Annotated in this window: 16 protein-coding genes; 11 read left to right on the forward strand and 5 right to left on the reverse strand. The window is 71.6% G+C overall.

Annotated elements, in window-relative coordinates; translation table 11 throughout:
* Window positions 1-18: 18 nt before the first annotated feature.
* Entirely contained in the window at window positions 19-588 is a 570-nt protein-coding gene (locus tag MZC64_RS14315; protein WP_247756690.1) for a hypothetical protein, read from the forward strand.
* Here the strand turns inward: MZC64_RS14315 and MZC64_RS14320 are convergent.
* A complete protein-coding gene (locus MZC64_RS14320; protein WP_247756689.1) occupies window positions 582-1,484 on the reverse strand; it encodes a LysR family transcriptional regulator in 903 nt (300 codons plus the stop codon). The genes MZC64_RS14315 and MZC64_RS14320 overlap by 7 nt on opposite strands.
* Before the next feature lie 96 nt (window positions 1,485-1,580).
* On the opposite strand from MZC64_RS14320, the gene MZC64_RS14325 reads away from it, so the two are divergent.
* Genes MZC64_RS14325 through MZC64_RS14335 form a run of 3 tightly spaced genes read left to right on the forward strand, consistent with a single transcriptional unit; the run spans window position 1,581 to window position 4,038 of the window.
* Window positions 1,581-2,438, forward strand: coding sequence for an alpha/beta fold hydrolase (locus tag MZC64_RS14325; RefSeq protein ID WP_247756688.1), 858 nt, complete (start codon window positions 1,581-1,583; stop codon window positions 2,436-2,438).
* Window positions 2,435-3,271 (forward strand): LLM class flavin-dependent oxidoreductase, encoded by an 837-nt coding sequence (locus tag MZC64_RS14330; protein ID WP_247756687.1) that lies wholly within the window; start codon window positions 2,435-2,437, stop codon window positions 3,269-3,271. Before MZC64_RS14325 ends, MZC64_RS14330 begins: the two co-directional genes overlap by 4 nt.
* The gene (locus MZC64_RS14335; protein ID WP_247756686.1) at window positions 3,271-4,038 is read left to right on the forward strand and encodes a class I SAM-dependent methyltransferase; all 768 of its coding nucleotides are present in this window, start codon (window positions 3,271-3,273) and stop codon (window positions 4,036-4,038) included. The genes MZC64_RS14330 and MZC64_RS14335 overlap by 1 nt, the downstream gene beginning before the upstream one ends.
* 79 nt (window positions 4,039-4,117) lie before the next feature.
* Here MZC64_RS14335 and ligA read toward each other — a convergent pair whose 3' ends face one another.
* Window positions 4,118-6,112, reverse strand: coding sequence for an NAD-dependent DNA ligase LigA (gene ligA / locus MZC64_RS14340; RefSeq protein ID WP_247756685.1), 1,995 nt, complete (start codon window positions 6,110-6,112; stop codon window positions 4,118-4,120).
* Between the two features lie 88 nt (window positions 6,113-6,200).
* Here ligA and MZC64_RS14345 point away from each other — a divergent pair, with 88 nt between their 5' ends.
* On the forward strand, window positions 6,201-7,295 hold the full coding sequence (locus MZC64_RS14345; RefSeq protein WP_247756684.1) for an MBL fold metallo-hydrolase: 1,095 nt from the start codon (window positions 6,201-6,203) through the stop codon (window positions 7,293-7,295).
* Here MZC64_RS14345 and MZC64_RS14350 read toward each other — a convergent pair.
* Window positions 7,274-7,732 (reverse strand): hypothetical protein, encoded by a 459-nt coding sequence (locus MZC64_RS14350; RefSeq protein ID WP_247756683.1) that lies wholly within the window; start codon window positions 7,730-7,732, stop codon window positions 7,274-7,276. The genes MZC64_RS14345 and MZC64_RS14350 overlap by 22 nt on opposite strands.
* 42 nt (window positions 7,733-7,774) lie before the next feature.
* On the opposite strand from MZC64_RS14350, the gene MZC64_RS14355 reads away from it, so the two are divergent.
* The 4 genes from MZC64_RS14355 (at window position 7,775) to MZC64_RS14370 (ending at window position 13,479) form a co-directional block, all read left to right on the forward strand.
* Window positions 7,775-8,758, forward strand: a complete 984-nt coding sequence (locus tag MZC64_RS14355) for a phosphotransferase (RefSeq protein ID WP_247756682.1) — start codon at window positions 7,775-7,777, stop codon at window positions 8,756-8,758.
* Between the two features lie 169 nt (window positions 8,759-8,927).
* A complete protein-coding gene (locus tag MZC64_RS14360) occupies window positions 8,928-10,502 on the forward strand; it encodes an ATP-binding cassette domain-containing protein (RefSeq protein WP_374205744.1) in 1,575 nt (524 codons plus the stop codon).
* 82 nt (window positions 10,503-10,584) lie between these two features.
* Entirely contained in the window at window positions 10,585-12,234 is a 1,650-nt protein-coding gene (locus tag MZC64_RS48655; RefSeq protein WP_247756680.1) for a glycoside hydrolase family 99-like domain-containing protein, read from the forward strand.
* An 84-nt stretch (window positions 12,235-12,318) separates the two neighbouring features.
* Complete coding sequence (locus MZC64_RS14370) at window positions 12,319-13,479, forward strand: agmatine deiminase family protein (protein WP_247756679.1); 1,161 nt, start codon at window positions 12,319-12,321, stop codon at window positions 13,477-13,479.
* A 92-nt stretch (window positions 13,480-13,571) separates the two neighbouring features.
* Here MZC64_RS14370 and MZC64_RS14375 read toward each other — a convergent pair whose 3' ends face one another.
* Both MZC64_RS14375 and MZC64_RS14380 read right to left on the reverse strand, forming a co-directional pair.
* On the reverse strand, window positions 13,572-15,041 hold the full coding sequence (locus tag MZC64_RS14375; RefSeq protein ID WP_247756678.1) for a M4 family metallopeptidase: 1,470 nt from the start codon (window positions 15,039-15,041) through the stop codon (window positions 13,572-13,574).
* A 6-nt stretch (window positions 15,042-15,047) separates the two neighbouring features.
* On the reverse strand, window positions 15,048-16,295 hold the full coding sequence (locus MZC64_RS14380) for an NAD(P)/FAD-dependent oxidoreductase (RefSeq protein ID WP_247756677.1): 1,248 nt from the start codon (window positions 16,293-16,295) through the stop codon (window positions 15,048-15,050).
* Between the two features lie 525 nt (window positions 16,296-16,820).
* Between MZC64_RS14380 and MZC64_RS14385 the strand changes: the two genes are divergently transcribed.
* Entirely contained in the window at window positions 16,821-18,047 is a 1,227-nt protein-coding gene (locus MZC64_RS14385; protein WP_247756676.1) for a DJ-1/PfpI family protein, read from the forward strand.
* Complete coding sequence (locus MZC64_RS14390) at window positions 18,044-18,493, forward strand: ester cyclase (RefSeq protein WP_247756675.1); 450 nt, start codon at window positions 18,044-18,046, stop codon at window positions 18,491-18,493. Before MZC64_RS14385 ends, MZC64_RS14390 begins: the two co-directional genes overlap by 4 nt.
* Window positions 18,494-18,504: the final 11 nt, after the last annotated feature.

The following is an 18,504-nucleotide window of genomic DNA, read 5'->3' on the forward strand; positions in this document are numbered from 1 at the left end:
GTTCTTAGGGTTCTCGGCATGACAGCGCAGGAGCCCGATGAGGTGTTCATCGAGGGCGGCAGTTTCGCAGTGACCGCGGTGGACGGCACGGGCCTGTTCGACCCGGCCGCGCACGGCATGGCACCGCGGGCGATCAGCACCTCCTGCTACCACGGCCACGTCGGCCGGTACGCAGTCGTCGAGCAGCGGCTGACACTGCGCGAACTCCAGCTCGGGTCGGCGGCGGAACCTCCGCCACTCGCCGGGGTACGACCGCGCCAGGACGAGGACGAGAGCTGGCACTACCGGGGGCTGGAGCTACCGATCGACTTCACCGGTCGCCTGCTGATCGGCCGGGGCAACCTCGCCGACCGCCCCTACCTCACCATGGGATTCCGCCCGGCCTGGCTGTACCCGGACGTCCGGGAACTGACCTTCCAGGCTGGGGCACTGCTCAGCGCCACCGACTGTTCCGCCGCGCTGGCCGAGGTCCGGGCGGCGGTCGCCGCGACAGCCACCCGCCCGGCGCCGGGCGAGGAAACGCGGGACTGGATCGACCGCACCTTCTCCCTGACCTACGCCTACAGCTGGCCGGGTCGGCCTCAGTAGGCCAGTTCCGCGTCCAGCGAATCCGCGACCTCCACCGCGATCTCGATCGCCCGCTGTGCGAGTGGCGACCGGGTGCGATTCGCCTGCCACAGCAGGAAAATCTCGCGCGGCGGCAGCGCGGGCTTCAGCTCGTGCACACTCAGCGAGGCATCGGCGCCGATGTCGGCGCTGTGCACGATGAGTCGCGGCAGGATCGCCGACCCCATGCCGGCCCGCACCATCGACAGCACGGTTTCGTTGCCCGCGGTACGGCACACGATGTCCGGCCGCACTCCGCGCCGGGTGAGCACCTGTTCCAGCCGGGCCTGGTCGCAGATCGGCGGGTGCGCCACCATCGGCGCGCCGTCGAGCCGGTCCACGCGCACCGGGCCGTCGGGGAAGGTGTCGCGGCGGGCCACCAGCAGGTAGGGATCGTCGAGTAGTTTGCGGTGTTCGACCTCGCCGTCGACGCGCCCGTCGAAGAACATCAGGTCCAGGTCCTGCACCTGCGGCTGGTCCACTTCCTCCTCGAACAGCCTGATGTCGCAGTCGGGCTGCTCGGCCCGCAGGCCGCGGATGACCTGCGGCAGGATCACGTTGGACACGCTCTGGAAGGTGCCGATGTCGACCCGGCCGCCCCCGGCCTGGAACCGGTCGACGGCCGTAACCAACGCCAGGGCCTTCGCCAGCAACTCGCGTCCGTGGGCCAGCACCACCTTGCCCAGCGGGGTGGACTGCACCGGTCGCGGCCCGCCCGGCCGGTCGAACACGGCGCCGCCGACGGCCTTCTCCAGGGCCGCGATCTGCTGGCTCACCGTGGACTGGGTGTACCCGAGCCGCGCGGCCGCCCGTCCGAACGAGCCCTCGTCCACCACGGCGGCCAGCGCGGCGAGATGCCGCAGTTCGACGTCGGACATGGGCACACTCTACCCGGATAAACATCGCCGCGGCCGATCAACCTGATCGGTATCCATCGCTTTTACCGATGTCTTCCCGGACCTAACCTGACGCTCATGACCGATCACCACTCCCCCGGCGAACAGCTCGTCGAGATCAACGATGTCGAGCTGTGCGTGGAGACCTTCGGCAACCCCGCGCACCCGGCGATCCTGCTCGTCGACGGCGCGACTGCCTCGATGCTGTGGTGGGAAACCGAGCTGTGCCAACAACTCGCGCACCGCGGCCGGTTCGTGATCCGCTACGACAACCGGGACACCGGCCGATCCACCAGCTACCCGCCGGGGCGGCCGGGGTACGCCTACCCCGACCTGGCCGCGGACGCGCTCGGCATCCTGGACGCCCTGGACATCAAGCAGGCGCACGTCGTCTGCCGGTCGATGTCGGGCGGGATCGGGCTGCTGCTCGGCGTGGATCACCCCGACCGGGTGGCCTCGCTGACCTTCGTCTCCACCTCCACCGGCGCGGACGGACTCCCGCCGTCCTCGGACGAACTCGGCAGCGGCATCCCCGCCAACCCGGATCCCGCCGATCCCGGTGCGGTGGTGGATTTCGTTGTCGCGTCAGCGAAAGCGTGTTCGGGGGGCTCGCCCTACTTCGACGAGACCGCCGTGCGCGCGCTGGTCGAGCGGGACGTGGCCCGCACCCGCGATCTCGCGGCCATGCTGGGCAACCACTACGCGATCAGCTTCGACGGGTCCTCCCGCGAGTGGGCCGCGATCACGGCGCCGACGCTGGTGGTGCACGGCGATCTCGACCCGGTGTGCCCGCTCCCGCACGGACACGCCGTGCACGAGGCGATTCCCGGGGCGGAGCTGCTGATCCTGGCCGGCGCCGGGCACGATCTGCCGCGGCCGCTGTGGGACATCTTCGTCCCAGCGCTGCTCCAGCACACCGCGGGCGGGCGGCCATGACCGGGTTGCGCTCGGCGCTCTGGCTGCCACTCTTCGACGAACTCGCCGACCCGGCGGCCATCGCCCGGCTGGCCGCGGAGGCAGAGGAAGTGGGCTGGCACGGGGTCTTCGTCTGGGACCACCTGCGCTGGCGGGCGCCGGTCCGGCAGGTGGCCGACCCGTGGATCACCCTGGCCGCGATCGCCACCGCCACCGAACGCCTCCGCTTCGGCCCCATGGTCACCCCGCTGGCCCGCCGCCGGCCGGCCAAACTCGCCAAGGAAACCGCGACCCTGGACCGGCTCAGCGGTGGCCGCCTCACCCTCGGCGTCGGACTGGGCAGTGATCGCTTCGCGGGCGAACTGAGTGCGACCGGGGAGGAACTCGACGATCGGCGGCGGGGCGAGCTGCTCGACGAGTCGCTGGAGATCCTCGCCGCCGCGTGGTCCGGTGCGCCGGTGCACCACCGCGGCAGGCACTACACCGTCGACGGCATCGAGTTCCTGCCTGCGCCGGTGCAGCGGCCCGGGGTGCCGGTGTGGGCCGCTGGACGTCCCGGCAACGCGAAACCGCTGCGCCGGGCGGCCCGGCAGGACGGCTTCTTCCCGGTGAATCTGGAAAACCCGGACCAGCTCGCCGAGATCGTCACTACCATCACTGATCTTCGCCAGCAGCAGATGACCCGGTACGACATCGCCGTCCCCCTGCCACCCGGCACCGATCCGGCGCCCTACGCCGCGGCGGGCGCCACCTGGTGGCTGGCGGAGTTCGAGCCGGAAACGGTGTCGCTGGACCAGGTGCGGGGCGTGCTCCGCGACGGGCCGGCCGACCTCGCTATCGAGAGGACCAGGTGATGGCCACCCTGTTCGACTATGACGCGGAACTGCGTCGGCACAACGAACTCCTGCGCGCCGCGGCCCGCGTTGACGCCGGGGACCACGTGCTCGACGTTGGCTGCGGCACCGGCCAGGCCACCCGCGAGGCCGCTCGCGCCGCGGTCGACGGAAGTGCGGTGGGCGTGGACATCTCGGTGCCGATGCTGGCGCGGGCCCGTCAGCTCAGCGCCGAGCAGGGACTGGCCAACGTCACCTTCGAGCAGGCGGACGCCCAGGTGCACCAGTTCCCGCCGGGGCGTTTTGACCTGTGCATCAGCCGGTTCGGCACGATGTTCTTCGCCGACCCGGTCGCCGCGTTCACCAACATCGGTCGCGCGCTGCGGCCGGGGGCCCGGCTGGTGCTGCTGGTCTGGCAAGGGCAGGACCGCAACGAGTGGGCCACCGCGATCCGCCAGACCTACACCGCCGCACCGGCCACCCCCAGCGGTCCCAGCACGTTCTCGCTCGGCGACCCGGCGGTCACCGAAGGCATCCTGACCGCGGCCGGGTTCGCCGACATCAAGTTCACCGACGTGCGCGAACCGGTCTACTACGGCCCGGACAGCGCCACCGCCTACGACGCCGTGCTCCACCAGCTGAAACTCCAGGACGTGCTCAACACCCTCGACCCCGCCGAAGCCGAACAGGCCCGCATCCGCTTGCGCGCCACCCTCGACGCACACACCACCCCCGACGGCGTGCACTTCGACTCGCGCGCCTGGCTTGTCGAAGCCCGCCACCCCTAGCACCCGCCACGTCGAGTTGGCCCAAGTCGTACGCCGAGTTGGCACAACTGGGCGTGCCGCTTGGGCCAACTCGACGGCTCTAGGCCAGGCCGGCCGCGATGAGCTGTTGCCAGATCTCGCCTGCGTCGATGACCTCGACCTCGAGTTTCTCCGCCTTGGCGAGTTTGCTCGCGCCGACGTCGGCGCCGGTGATCAGCAGATCGGTGCTGGCCGAGACCGAGGAGGCGATGGTTGCGCCGGCTTTCTCGCATAGACGCTGGAAGGCCGGGCGGGGCACCTTCTCGCCGGAGCGCGGGTCGTTGATCGCGCCGGTGACCACCACGGTCTTGCCTGCCAGGGGCGCGTCGGCGGCGACCACGGGCGGCAGGTCTTCCTCGCGCACGTCCAGGGACACGCCCCATTCGCGCAGGCGGTCGATCTCGGGGCGTAGCCGGGTGAGGTGTTCGGTCAGTGAGGCGGCGACCTTCGGGCCGATGTCCTCCACCGCGACCAGGCGTTCCTCGCCCGCGTCCGCGATCTCTTCCAGGGAGCCGAAACCGGCGCGGCACAGGCGGGTGGCGGTGCCCTCGGAGGCCATCGGGATGGCCAGGCCGATCAGGGCGCGGCGCAGGCCGACCTTGCGGCTGGTGGCGATGGAGTCGATCATGCGGGCCGCGGAGACCTCGGCGATCCGGTCGAACTCCAGCAGGTGCGCCTCGGTGAGGGTGTAGAAGTCCGAGGGGTTCTCCAGCAGCCCGGCCTCGGCGAGGCGTTCGATCCACTTCGGACCGACCGCCTCGATGTCGGCGGCGGCGCGGGAGGCCCAGTGGATCAGCCTGCGCACGGTCTGGGCGGGGCAGGAGACGTTGGTGCAGAACAGTTCCCGGCTGTTGCCCTGTTCGGTGAGCGGTTCCGCGCAGGACGGGCAGGTGGTGGGCGGCACGATCTCGCGCTCGGCGCCGGTGCGCTTGGACTCGTCCAGCACCCCGGCCACGAACGGGATCACGTCACCGGCGCGGCGCACCAGCACGGTGTCGCCGATCCGGATGCCGCGGGCCCGGATGACCTCCTGGTTGGCCAGGGTGGCCTTGGTGACCGTGGTGCCGCCGACGAACACCGGTTCCAGGTGCGCCACCGGGGCGATCTTGCCGGTTTTGCCGACGTCCCAGACCACGTCGGCGAGCACGGTGGTCTTCTCCTCGGCGGCGAACTTGAACGCCAGCGCGCCGCGCGGGGAGCTGGACCGGGTGCCCGCGGCGCGGTAGGCGTCCCGGTTGGCCAGGCGCAGCACCGCGCCGTCGAGGTCGTAGTCCAGGTCGTTGCGGCCCGCTTCGATCTCGGTGATCACCGCCTGGGCCTGCTCGGCGTCGGCGCACAGCCGCATGTCCGCGCCGGAGAGCCCCAGCTGGCGCAGGCCCTCGCCCAGGTCGGCGGCGGCGCTGTCCGCATCGGAGGTGTCCAGGTCGAAGGCGAAGAAGCGCAGCCGCCGTTCGGACACCGTGGCCGGGTCCTTGGCGCGCAACGTGCCGGCGGCCGCGTTGCGCGGGTTGATCAGCGGTTTGTCCGGGTGCGCGATGTTGTAGGCGGCGAAGGTGGAGCGCAGCATGACCGCCTCGCCGCGCACCTCGACCCGGCCGGGCGCGTCCACCCGCTCGGGCACCCCGTCGACCAGGGCGCGGACCAGCGGGGTCACGTCGTCGCCGGTGGTGCCGTCGCCGCGGGTGACCGCTCGCGCCAGCCTGCCTTCCTCATAGACCAGGGCGAGGGAGAGCCCGTCCAGTTTGGGCATGACCACCACCGGCTGGCCGGGGAAGCGGTCGAAGAAGGCCACCACCTGCTCGGGTTTGGTGGCCTTTTCCAGGGAGAGCATCGGACGGGAGTGCCGGACCGGGGCGTGCAGCACGGTGGGCGCGCCGACCTGATCGAGGGGATTCGGATCTGGGGTCAGCTCCGGGTTGGACTCGATCAAGGCACGCAGTTCGTCCTCGATCGCGTCGTACTCGGCGTCGGCCACCAGCGGCGAGCCGCGGTAGTAGGCGTCGCGCAGCGCGACGATCTGATCAGCGAGTTCCCGGATGCGTTCCCCAGCGTTCACGGCGCTCAACATAGTGCCGCCCACCGACAGTCCACAGCGGACGCGCTGCTGAGAGCCGCCACAGGTTCGATGCGGGAAGATCGGTCGCATGATCCGATACCTGCTCGGCGCGCTGGCCGCGGCCCTGGTGTGGGTGCTGCGCGAACTGCCCGCCCAGTTCGGCGGCCGGGCGGGCGGCGACCGGGTGACCCGGTCCCCGCAGTACCGCGACGGCGCCTTCCGCAACCGCGCCCGCACCCTGGCCGCGCCGACGGGCCGGGCGAAGATCCTGCGCGAGCTGGTGCTGGGCAAACAGCAGCGCAAACCGGCCGGACCGGTGCCCCTCGTAGAGCCGCAGCCGCCGTCCGGGCAGGGCGTGCACCTGACTTGGTACGGGCACTCCAGCGCGCTGGTGGAGCTGGACGGCGGGCTGATCCTGCTCGATCCGGTGTGGGGCGAGCGGGTCTCGCCGCTGCCCTTCGGCGGACCACGGCGGCTGCACCGGCCGCCGGTGCCGGTGGAGTCATTGCCGCAGGTGGACGCGGTGATCATCTCGCACGACCACTACGACCACCTGGACCTGGCCACGGTGCGGGCACTGGTGCGCACCCAGACCGCGCCGTTCGTGGTGCCGCTGGGCGTGGGCGCGCACCTGCGGCGCTGGCGGGTGCCCGCGGACCGGATCATCGAGCTGGACTGGTCGGAGTCGGTCACCGCGGGCGGGGTGGAGATCATCGCCACCCCGGCCCAGCACTTCTCCGGGCGGGCGTTGAAACGGGACGACACGCTGTGGGCCTCCTACGCGCTGATCGGCCCCGAACACCGGGTCTTCTACACCGGCGACACCGGCTACTTCCCCGGCTTCGCCGAGATCGGCGCGCAGCACGGCCCGTTCGACGCCACCCTGGTGCAGATCGGCGCGTACGTGGACACCTGGCCGGACATCCACATGACCCCGGAGGAGGGCGTGACCGCGCACCAGGACCTGCGCGGCGGCCTCCTGGTACCGGTGCACTGGGCGACCTTCACCCTGGGCGTGCAGGACTGGGCCGAGCCGGTCGACCGGCTGTGGGCGGAGGCGAAGGCACGCGAGGTCGCGGTGGCGATCCCGCGGCCCGGTGAGCGGGTGGACGTGGCCGCGCCCGCGCCGGTGGTGCCCTGGTGGCAGTTGCTCGAACCCGGTCAGACCGAGTCGACCAGGTGATGTGAGGGTCCGTAGCTGATCCGCCAGCTCGCGCAGTAGCCCAGCCTGCCGTCGGCCACGCAACGGATCGCGATGTTGATCCAGTGCACGTCCGCGGTCGGGGTGGTGTCCCGGAAAGTGAACCCGACCGCGGTCTCGAAGTTGTCCTCGCCGCAGACGCACTCGACGAAGTAGCGCGCCTCGGCCTCCTCGTCGAGGGTCGGCCAGTGCTCGGCCGAGTCGAGCATGGGCACGGTGCGGTCGCAGCCGGCGCAGGTGCGGCGCACGCAAGTGCCGGATTCGTCGGTCTCCAGCACGAAGACCTGACCGGCGCAGTCGGCGCAGCGGGCCACCACCACCCGGTGCGCGCCGAACTCGGGCGGGTCCGCCTCGAAGTAGGCGAGCAGGTCGTCGAGGTTGTCCCCGATCCAGCTGTCGTCGATCTCCCTGAGTGTCACCGCGGCAGAGTAATGGGTTGCCCCGACAGAGAAGATCGAGTCATGACCACATTCCTCACCCAGTCCGACATAACCCGCCGTACCGCCGCCGCGGTGGACGCGGCGGTGGGCGCCGGACGGGATCTTGGTCTCGCCGTCACCGAGGCCAGGGTGCTGCACGACCTGTTCTCCGTCGTGGTCCACCTCGCGCCGGCGCCGGTGGTGGCCCGGATTCCCGTTGTGCTGCCGGAATCCGCGGGCCTGGACGCGCTGGCGCACCGCCAGCAGGCGGAGCTGGACGTGACCCGATGGCTGGCCGACCAGGGCGTCCCGGTGCTCCCGCCCAGTCCGCTGGTGCCGCGGAAACCCGTGCAGCGCAACGGGTTCTCCATGACGTTCTGGCAGCTCGTCGCGGAGGACCGGGGCAAGGAACCCGACTACGCGGCCAACGCCGAGAGCACCGCCGCCCTGCACGCCGCGCTGCGCGACTACCCAGGCCCGCTGTCGTTCCTGTCCGCGGCCGAACCGGAGTTCATCACCGAAGGCCTTGCGCTGCTGGGTAATCAGCCCGATCTGCTCGATGCGGCTGACCTGGACCGCGCTCGCCGCGAATGGCAGGTGCTGGAGCCGCCGGTGCGCTCGCGGACGGCATTCGAGCAGGCGTTCCCCGGGATCGACCTGCAGCCCATCCACGGCGATTCCCCGCCAGCCAACATCTTCGCCGGTGCGGACGGCGACCGCTACGCCGACTTCGAGCTGGTCACCCTGGGCCCGGTCGAATGGGACCTGGCCGCGCTCGGACCCGACCTGGAAGCGGCCTACAACCGCGGCGCCCAGCGCAACGGCCTGCGGGCGTTGCGCGCGGACGTGCTGAGGTTCGTCAACGCCGTAGGCATGTTGCGCGGCATCGCTTTCCTCGCACTCGCGCCGCAAATGCCCGCCATCGTGGAGTACGTGACGCCCACCCTCGACCCCTGGCGCGGCACGCCGTTCGCGGGCGGCCTGACTCCCGGAAACTCGGTTGGCCACCAGCGGGACGCGGACTAACCTCGCCGTCATGTGCACCAGTACCGGCTACGCCGCGATCAACACGGCGATGCCGCCCCGCATCGCCGCCTGACGGCGGCGCACCGAGCACTTCCTCCCTGCCCGCCGTTCCGGCCATCGCCGGGCGGCGCCACTTTGTGCTGCCCGGCTCCCCCGAGAGCTGCGGAGCATTCACTTGTCCATTTCCCCACATCTGCGCGCCACCGATATCTCCGTCACCCTGGGCGGTCGCGTGCTGCTCACCGACGTCTCCGTCACCGTCTCGACCCGGTCCCGGCTGGCCATCGTCGGCGAGAACGGGCGCGGCAAAACCACCCTGCTGCACGTGCTCGCCGGACTGCGCCTCCCCGACCGGGGTTCGGTGCACCGCGCGGGCAGCTTCGGCCTGTCCCAGCAGGCATTGCCCGCCGGTCCGGGTGAGACGGTCGGCTCGCTGACCGACGAAGCCCTGCACGCCGCCCGCACCGCGTTGCGCGACCTCGACGAAGCCACCGACGGCCTCACCCGGGGCCTCGCCGAGGCCGAGCAGCAGTACACCCGCGCCCTGGAGTCGGCCACCCGCCTCGATGCCTGGGATGCCGAGCGCCGCCTGGACATCGCCCTGGCCGGGCTCGACGCCTGCCCCGACCGGGAGCGCGAACTGCGCACCCTCTCGGTCGGGCAGCGCTACCGGGTGCGGCTGGCCTGTCTGCTCAGCGCCGGGCACGACCTGCTGTTGCTGGACGAGCCCAGCAACCACCTCGACGCGGGCGGCCTGACCTTCCTGGCCGAGCGGCTGCGGACACACCGCGGCGGACTGGCCCTGGTCAGCCACGACCGCACCCTGCTGCGCGAGGTGGCACACGAGTTCCTCGACCTGGACCCAACCCAGGACGGCAGGCCCCGCCGGTACGCAGGCGGCTACCAGGCCTGGGTGGACGGCCGCCGCCGGGACCGGGCGCGATGGGTGCAGGAGTACGAGGAGCAGCAGGCCGAACAGCGTGGCCTGGCCACCGCCCTGGACCAGGTCAGGTCCCGGTTGAGCACGGGGTGGCGGCCGGACAAGGGCACCCCCAGGCATCTTCGGCAGTCCCGCACGCCGGGGGTGGTGCAGGCGCTCAACCGCGCGCAGGAGGCCCTGGCCGCGCACCGGGTCACCGTGCCCGAACCGCCGCTCACCCTGCGCTGGCCGGAAGCACGCACCCGCACCGGCGCCGGGCTAGTCCGGGTGGACGCGGTGCGGGTGACCGGGCGGCTCGATCAGCCGGTCAGCCACACCCTGGACGGCGGCGACCGGCTGCTGGTCACCGGCGGCAACGGCACCGGCAAGTCCACCCTGCTCGGCCTGCTCGCCGGAGTGCTGGCCCCGAGCCAGGGCCAGGTGCGGCACCTGCCGGGCGCGCGGATCGAGCTGATCGCCCAGGAGGTCCCGGACTGGCCGGGGGAACTGACCGCCTGGCAACTGTTCGAGCGGCAGGCCCTGCCCGGTTCGCCGACCTCCTCCGGGCTGCTGGACCGGGAGGCCGCGCGCACCCCGGTGGCCCGGCTATCCCTTGGCCAGCAACGGCGACTGGACCTGGCCCTGCGCCTGGCCGCCCGCCCGGACCTGGTGATCTTCGACGAGCCGACCAACCACCTCTCCCCCGCCCTGGTCGACGAACTCACCGCGGCGATGGCCGGCACCAGCGCCGCGGTAGTCGTGGCCACCCACGATCGCGGGTTGCTGACCGAACTCGCGCACTGGCCCCGGCTGGCACTCGGCTGAGCGTGGCGGGGCCGCGGTGGCGAGGAGCGTGGGTGCGGTCGGCCGGGTTGCGGGGCACCCAGGCGGCCGGGAAGCTGCACCCGTGATCACACGCTGCGCCCTGCTCGTGCTGTGTTTGCTGGCCACCCTGCTCACCGCCCCGGCCGCGACGGGGGCGGTGGCCAACGCCGAGGGCAAGGTCACCGATCCGGTGCCGCTGCTGGAGTACCGCACCGCGGGACAGGCCGGCTGGTTCTGGACGTTGTCCCAGGCCGAGGGCAACGCCGCCGAAGGACAGTTCGGGATGGCCCGGCAGCACACCCGGCTGGGTTTCCTGCGACGGCAGGCATTTCCGGGCAGTCAGCCCCTGTACCGGCTGCGGGTGGCCGACCGGTCGGCGTACCTGCTGACCGCCTCGGCCAGTGAGCGGCAGAGCCTGCTCGACTCCGGCCGGTTCACCGAGGGTGGCGTGCTCGGCCACACCGGCGCGACCCGGCAGCCGGGGACCGAGGTGCTGTACCGGATGTCCAACGGCGCCGAGTGGCGCGCGGTGCCCGCCCGCAAGCAGGCCGACTTCCTCGCGCAGGGGTACCGGACCGACGGGCCGCTGGGTTACGTCTGGCCCGCGTTCCACCGGACCGGGGCGATCTACTTCGGCACCTTCGACGCCAAGGGCAACCAGTCCCTGATCGCCGGGGTCAAACGGGTGTACCAGCGGGACAACGACTGGTGGGGCGGGCTGCGGGACTTCGCCGGGTCGGGGGTGCCGCGCAACGCCTGGCACTGGCCGCAGGAGGACTTCACCGACCGCGAACCGGCCATCGGCTTCTACGACGACGCCAACCCGGACACCCTGCGCAAACAGGTCGCCCAGGCCGCGGGCGCCGGACTGCGGTACTTCAGCTTCTACTGGTACTGGAACCCGGCCGACGGCGGCGCGGAGAACTACATCGAGGGCCTGCGCGCCTACCTGGCCGCGAGCAACCGCACCGATATCGACTTCACCATCCTCACCTGCCTGCACCCCTGGACCGACGGCCCGGTGTCGCTGAAGCTGCCCCTGGAACAGATCACCAAGGCCGCGAACACCATCGTGGACAGCTACCTCACCAAGTCCAACTACCTGCGCGCCAACGACGGCAGGCCGATCATCGGCGTGTGCGACGCCCGCGGCGTCGGCAACGGCACCGCCACCGGGCTGCACGTCGCGGACACCCGCCGGTTCACCGACGCGATGCGGGCGCGGGCCAGGGAGAAACTGGGTGAGGAGGTGCTGATCACGCTGAACGGGGTGCCGCCCGCCGAGGCGGGCTTCGACGGCAGCGACTGCCTCGGCCAGTTCGACGACTCCCGTTCCTACCAGCGCTACGCCGACAACCAGCGCGGCTTCTTCCACAACTACCCGGGAACCCTGCTGCGCTGCGCGACCTCGGACTTCGACGAGCGGCCGCGGATCGCCATCTCCATCCCCGACCCCGGGCCCGATCCGGCCAAGCTGCGCGAGCGGTTCCGCTGGTACCCCGACGCCGACCTGCCCGGGTTCGAGCGGCTGCTGGACAACGTGCGCACCGACATCGCCGAGTCCACCCGGCCGTCCACCGTGGACAACTTCGTCTCGCTCTACGCCTGGAACGAGTGGCACGAGGGCGGATACGTCGAGCCGAACAAGCGGGACGGCTGCGCCTACCTGGACGCGGTGCGCCGGAAACTGGGCCTGACCACCGGGGCGGGCTGTGTCGCCAACCCCACCTGAGCGCGGCTGTCACCCGGCTCCGCTAGACTGACTAAAATTTCAGTAAATGGCTGCCCGCCGACCGGCCCACAGTGGAGTGAGCACTTGCGACCGAACCCGATGTCCCGCCGGACCCTGCTGCACGGCCTCACCGGCCTGGGCGCCCTCGCCCTCGCCTCGGCCTGCTCCAACCCGGACGCCCCCGCCCCGTCGAGCGCCCCCAGTGGCACGCCGGAACAGGCCGCGGCCCCGTCCCGCCGGTTCGGCGCCGAATGGGAGCCGCACGCCCGCACCTTCATGTCCTGGCCCGCCTCCACCGGGATCTGGGGCGAGGACCTGGGCGGGGTGCGCGCGGACATCGCCCGGCTGGCCCAGGCCATCGCGGGCTTCGAACCGGTGGTGCTGCTGGCCCGGCCGGAGCAGGCCGAGGCCGCCCAGCGGGCCTGCGGCAAGGACGTCGAAGTGGTGCCGATCCCGGTGGACGACCTGTGGGCTCGGGACACCGTGCCGGTCTTCGTCGAGGAGGGCGGCAAGGTCTCCGGCGTCGACTTCCACTTCAACGGCTGGGGCAAGAAGCAGCAGCACGACCGGGACGGCAAGGTCGCGGCCGCGGTGCTGGCCAAGTACGGCATCCCCGGGGTGGCCACCCCGCTGGTCGGCGAGGGCGGCTCGTTCGAGACCGACGGCCAGGGCACGCTGATGGTGACCGAGAGTTCGATGGTCAACGACAACCGCAACCCCGGCATGAGCCGGGACCAGATCGAGGCCGAGCTGAAGAAGGCGCTCGGCGTGCGCAAGGTGATCTGGTTCGCCGGCGTCCGCGGCGAGGACATCACCGACGCGCACGTGGACTCGCTGGTCCGCTTCGCCGCCTCCGGCGCGGTGCTGCTGGACCAGGCCGCCCCCGGCACCCCGCCGGACTCCTGGTCCCGCTCGGCCGCCCAGGCCAAGACCGTGCTCAAGGACGCCACCGACGCCAACGGCAAGAAGCTCGAAGTCGTCGAACTGGTCCAGCCAGACCCGGACCAGGTGGCCGGCTACCGGGACACCAGCGTGATCTCCTACGTCAACTTCTACGTGGCCAACAAGGCGCTGATCGTGCCCCGCTTCGGCGACCGCCAGGCCGACGACCGCGCCCAGCAGGTACTGCGCGACCACTTCCCCGGCCGGGAGATCGTGCCGGTGGCCATCAACAACATCGCCGGCGGTGGCGGCGGCATCCACTGCGCCACCCACGACCAGCCCGGCACACCCGAGTCCCGCTGACGGGAACGCCCGCCCGCCGACTTGGGCCAACTGGTACGCCGGTTTTGCCCAAGCGGGCGTACCAGTTGGGCCAAGTGGGACGGGAGGGTGGGTCAGGCCGGGGTGGTGGGGACGCCGACCGTGTCCCAGGCGCCGGTGGTGGCGGTGTGTTCCAGGCTGCCTGGGCCGTAGATGCGGGCGGCCTGGTCGACCGTGCGGCGGGCGAAGGTGGCGAAGTCGACGTCCGGGGGCAGGTCGGCGGAGGTGAGGGCTTCGTACCAGATCCGGCCTGCGCGCATCCAGGACTGGCCGCCCAGTTCGGTGGCGGTCAGGTAGAAGGCGTGGCCGGGGATGCCGCTGTTGAGCTGGGCCGGGCCGTCGGCGAGGTACTCGGCCAGGTGCGCGACCTGTTCGTCCGCGCCCAGCACCGGATCGTCGTAGGCGGTGCCCGGTTCGGCCAGTGAGCGCAGGCCGACGCCGTACACGCCGGGCAGCAGCAATCCCTTGCCCACCACCCAGTCCGCGGTCGCCGCGGTCTCGTCCGCGCCGTACTGCGCGCACAGCAGGCCGAAGACATCCCGCAGCGCCTGGCCGAGCGCGCCCGCCTGGCCGGTGGGGTGGAGTGCGGCGATCTCGGGCATGCGCTGCCACAGCTCCCCCGCCACCACTTCGGCGGCGGCGCTGAACCGGCCGAAGACCAGGCCGTCGCCGTCGCCGACCACCACCCGCCCGGCCTGGAGTCGCACGTTGCCCACGCCGTCCGCGTGGTGCACCACGGCGCTGAGTTCCATCCCGTTGTCGTCCAGGGACCAGCGGCCGAGCACCTCGTGGCAGAACTCGGCGACCAGCACCAGCGCCTCGTAGGTCTCGTCCGCGGCCGGGTCTCCGGTCGGCGGATCGCCCGCGGTCCGCACCGCGCGGCCGGGCAGTGGCTGGCCACCGGCGGCGTCGTAGACCGTGCAGTCGGCCCTGGGCACGGCGTTCGCGGCGTTCCGGGCGGGCTTGGCCGTGCGGCTGACGCTGGTCTCGGCGTCGCCGGCGTGGTCGATGATGGCCGCCAGCAGGGCGGGCGGCACCGCGCCGCCGACCTCCAGCACGTCCATTTCCCAGCGGGCGGTCATCGGCCGGGCGGACAGTCGCCGGATCTCGGTTTCCAGCCGGGCGGTCGGCACCCGCGCCTTGGCCCCGATGGCCCGGATGCCGTTGCCCAGTTCCAGCACCGCGCCGTTGATCAGGTCGGTCTTCTGCCGCGGGTCCAGGGAGGTGTCCGCGGCGACGAACTGGATGGCCTCCAAGGCGTTGTAGCCCCGGTGCACGGCCTCGAAGGTGCTGTTGTCCCGCAGTTGCGCGATCTCCTTGCCGCACTGGTCCCAGGCGGTGTAGCTGATCACGGTGGCCGGCCAGGCGCCGGAGCGGCGGAAGAAGGCGACCGCGGCGGCGTTGCGGGTCAGCTCGGCGTAGATCAGCCTGCCCGCGGTCCTGGCCTCGAAACTGGTCCGCAGCATGGATCCGATGGCGGTGACGATCCCGCCGCCGATCAACGCCACCAGCGCGATGACGACCTGGGTGGTGTCCAGTTCCACCGGGGCTCAACGGGGTGGACGGTGGGCCCGGAGCAGGGCGGCCAGGTCGGTGCCCGGGTCGGCCAGGACCTCGGCGCTGACCGGGATCTCGTTGAGCACCAGCTTGCGCCCGTGCAGCACATCCCGCGGCCGGTTGAGCGCGAGCACCGCGCGGACCAGGCCGTCACGCAGGTAGAACACCGAGAACCGCAGCTCGTCCACCTCCCCGCGGACCACCTCGGTGCAGCCGCGGCCGAGCTGGCCGACCGCCTGGATGTTGTGGCCGTATTGGTCCGTCCAGAACCACAGCGGGTCCACCAACGGCGCGGGTTTGCCGATCATGTTGGTCGCGGCCGAGGCGCCTGCCTTGACCGCGTTGTCGAAGTGCTCCACCCGCAGCCTGCGCCCGAAGGTCGGGTTGTACTGCGAGGCGACATCCCCGGCGGCGAAGACATCGTCGGCGTTGGTCCGGCCGTACTCGTCGACCACCAGCCCGTCGGCGATCTCCAGGCCGGTGTCGGCGAAGGGGTCGGAGTTGGGCTGCATGCCCAGGGCGGCCAGCACCACATCGCAGTCCAGCCGGGACTTGTCGGTCTCCACCACCAGCCCGGCCGGGGTCTCGGTGACCGTGCGGATGCGTTCCCCCGTGCGCAGTTCGGCCCCGTTGTCCCGGTGGATCTCGGCCAGCACCCCGCCGAGCCGGTCACCGAGGTCCCGGTTGAGCGGTCCGGCGCGCATGTCGATCAGGGTGACCCGCAGGCCGCGCTGCCGGGCCGCGGCGGCCACCTCGCAGCCGATGAACCCGGCGCCCAGGATCACCAGGTGCTGCCCTGCTTTCAGCTGCTCGCCGAGGTGCTGGGCATCCGCCCTGGTGCGCAGGTAGAGCAGTCGGTCGCTGCGGGGGCCGGGCAGTCGGCGGGCCCGGCCGCCGGTGGCGATCAGCAGCCGGGAATAGGGCAGGTCTCGCCCGCCGGCCAGCTGCACCCGGCGGGCCTTGGGGTCGATCCGGCGCACCCGGGTGTCGAAGAGCAGCTCGATCTCGTTCTCCTGGTACCAGCCGGGCTGCCGGGTGTGGATGCCGGTGGACCCGGAGTCGTTGTCCAGCAGGTACTTCTTGGACAGCAGCGGGCGTTCGTAGGGGTACTCGGCCTCATCGCTGACCACGGTGACCTTGCCGTCGTAGCCCTGTTCGCGCAATGTGCCGACCGCCGAGGCGGCGCAGGCTCCGCCGCCGATGACCACGATGCCGGGTTTTGGCTTTCCGAACAGGCGCATTCGCCCTCCAAGGGAATCGCCGAAAACTCTAGACCCGATCAACGTGCCAGGAAAAGCAGCTTTGCCTTATTGATCTTACCTCTACCGAGGGTCCCCCAGAAGTGCTACCGCGTTGTCTAGCCAACTGGTGACGCGGCGTATAAAAACGCATTTCCGCCACCTGATGGGGTGAGGGGGCTCACTCCACTGACGGCGGTTACGTCTCGTTCTGCCCCGGGTCGACAATATGCGTGCACCTCCAGACCGTTCGCCAAGCGCGACAGTCTTGAGAATGGAGCTACGTTGACGCGAGTACTCTGCGTTGTCAGCGGCTCACGCCCGGATTCCGCCGGGTATTGGGCCTCCGATCTACTGATACCGATCCGGTGTTTCCGCCGGGCCGGCGTCGACTTCACGATCGCCACCCCGAATGGCGATCTGCCGCAGCCGGATCCGGAAAGCCTGACACCCGCCTGGCATCACCATTGGGCGGACATCGCTTTTGTCCGCGCGCTGATCCGGACATTCCGCGAGAATGCTGAATGGGTGCGGCTGACCAGGCGCCAGTGGGCCGAACTCAACCTGCCCGCGGCCCGGTCGGTGCACGCGGCGATGATCGAGGCCGGGGTGCCCGTGCGGGAAGCCTGGCCTCGCCTGGGCCGGGCGGTGGACATCGCCCGGCGCACCGGCCGCGACCTGGCCGAGGTGCTCGCCGAGACCCGGCTGGCCGACCCACTCGGCCCCGCGGCGGTGCACGCGGAGATCGAGCAGGTCAGCGCCGAGGCCACCACCACGGCCGAGGCCACCGCGGCCGCCATCGGGGCCGCGCCGGAGTTGATCGCGCCGAGCGCCCTGGCCACGCTGACCGAGGCCGAGGTGCTGGCCTTCGACGCGCTGCTGCTGCCCGGCGGACGCGGGGTGCGCACCGAACTGGGCGCGGATCCCGAGGTCGGCCGGGTGCTCCGGCTGCTGCACGCGGCCGGCCGGCCGATCGGCGCGCTGGGTCAGGGCCCGGCCGCGCTGCTGGCCGCCGGGCCGCGGCCGGACGGGCACTGGTGGTTCGAGGGCCACCGGCTCACCGCGCTCAGCAACGACGAGGCCAGGCAACTGCCCGAGGCCGCCGAGGACACCGAGCCGGAGTCCGCGCTGAAGCAGGCAGGCGCCCTGTACGAGGAGGGCCCTGGCTCCTGGATCGCGCACGTTGTGACCGATCGCGGGCTGCTGACCGGCCAGAACCCGGAGTCGGCCGGGCCGGTGGCGCATGCCCTGCTCACCCGCCTCGGCCTGCCCGGCTGCCCACCCCCGGCCGCCCCCGCGCCCCCGGCCAGGGGTGGGCAGCTTCCCGAGACCCTCGGCGGCAGGCTGGTGCACCACCTCGGTCACCGCGATCTCGACTCGGCGCTGGCCCTGTTCGACCCGGCGGCCACGGTGTGCCTGGAACCGCTCGGCCTGGACGGGCCGGTGCGCACCGTCGGCCGCGCCTTCCTGAGCCACCTGCTGCACGCCTTCCCCGACCTGCGACTACGGCCCCGGTCCGGGTTCGCCGGGGACGGCGCCGAGGTGCTGGAGCTGTCGATCGGCGGCACCCAGTTCGCCGCCTTCCTCGGCGCGCCCGAACAGCGGCGGCACATCGAGTTCCGCACCGCCTGGGTCCTCGACCACGACGGCGAGCGGATCACCGCCTGGGACGCGCGCTGGTGCCACGGCCTGCTGCTGCGTGAGCTGGGCGTCCAGGACACCGCACTGCCCGAGCCGATCGAGGTGCCGGTATGACCACCCCCGCGTGCACCCTGGCGAAAGCGTTCTTCGCCGCCTTCGCCCGGCACGACACCGAGGCGATGGTGGCCCTGTGCGGCACCCGCGCCCGCCTGGACTATCCCGCTTTCGAAATACCGGGGAAAACCAGGGTGCTGCGCGCCGACGGGCACGTTCGCACCATTGGCCGACCGCTGTGGAGCGGACTCATCATGGCCTTTCCCGACCTGACCGTCGACCTTCGCAGCCTGGTCTCCGACCACACCGCGAACGTGGCGGCGAAAGTGGTGCTCGCGGGCACCCAGAAATTGCCGTGGGGAAACATACCCTGCCAGGGGCGCAGTTTCGAGTCCCGGCAGTTGTTCATCCTGCGCATGGCCGCCGACGGATTGATCGGGGCGGTCACCGCGTACTGGTGCAACAGCGACCTCGGGCGTCAGCTCGGCTATCACGAAGTCAACTGAACGGAGGTCGG

The organism is Crossiella sp. S99.2 (assembly GCF_023094165.1).
Taxonomy (GTDB): domain Bacteria; phylum Actinomycetota; class Actinomycetes; order Mycobacteriales; family Pseudonocardiaceae; genus Crossiella.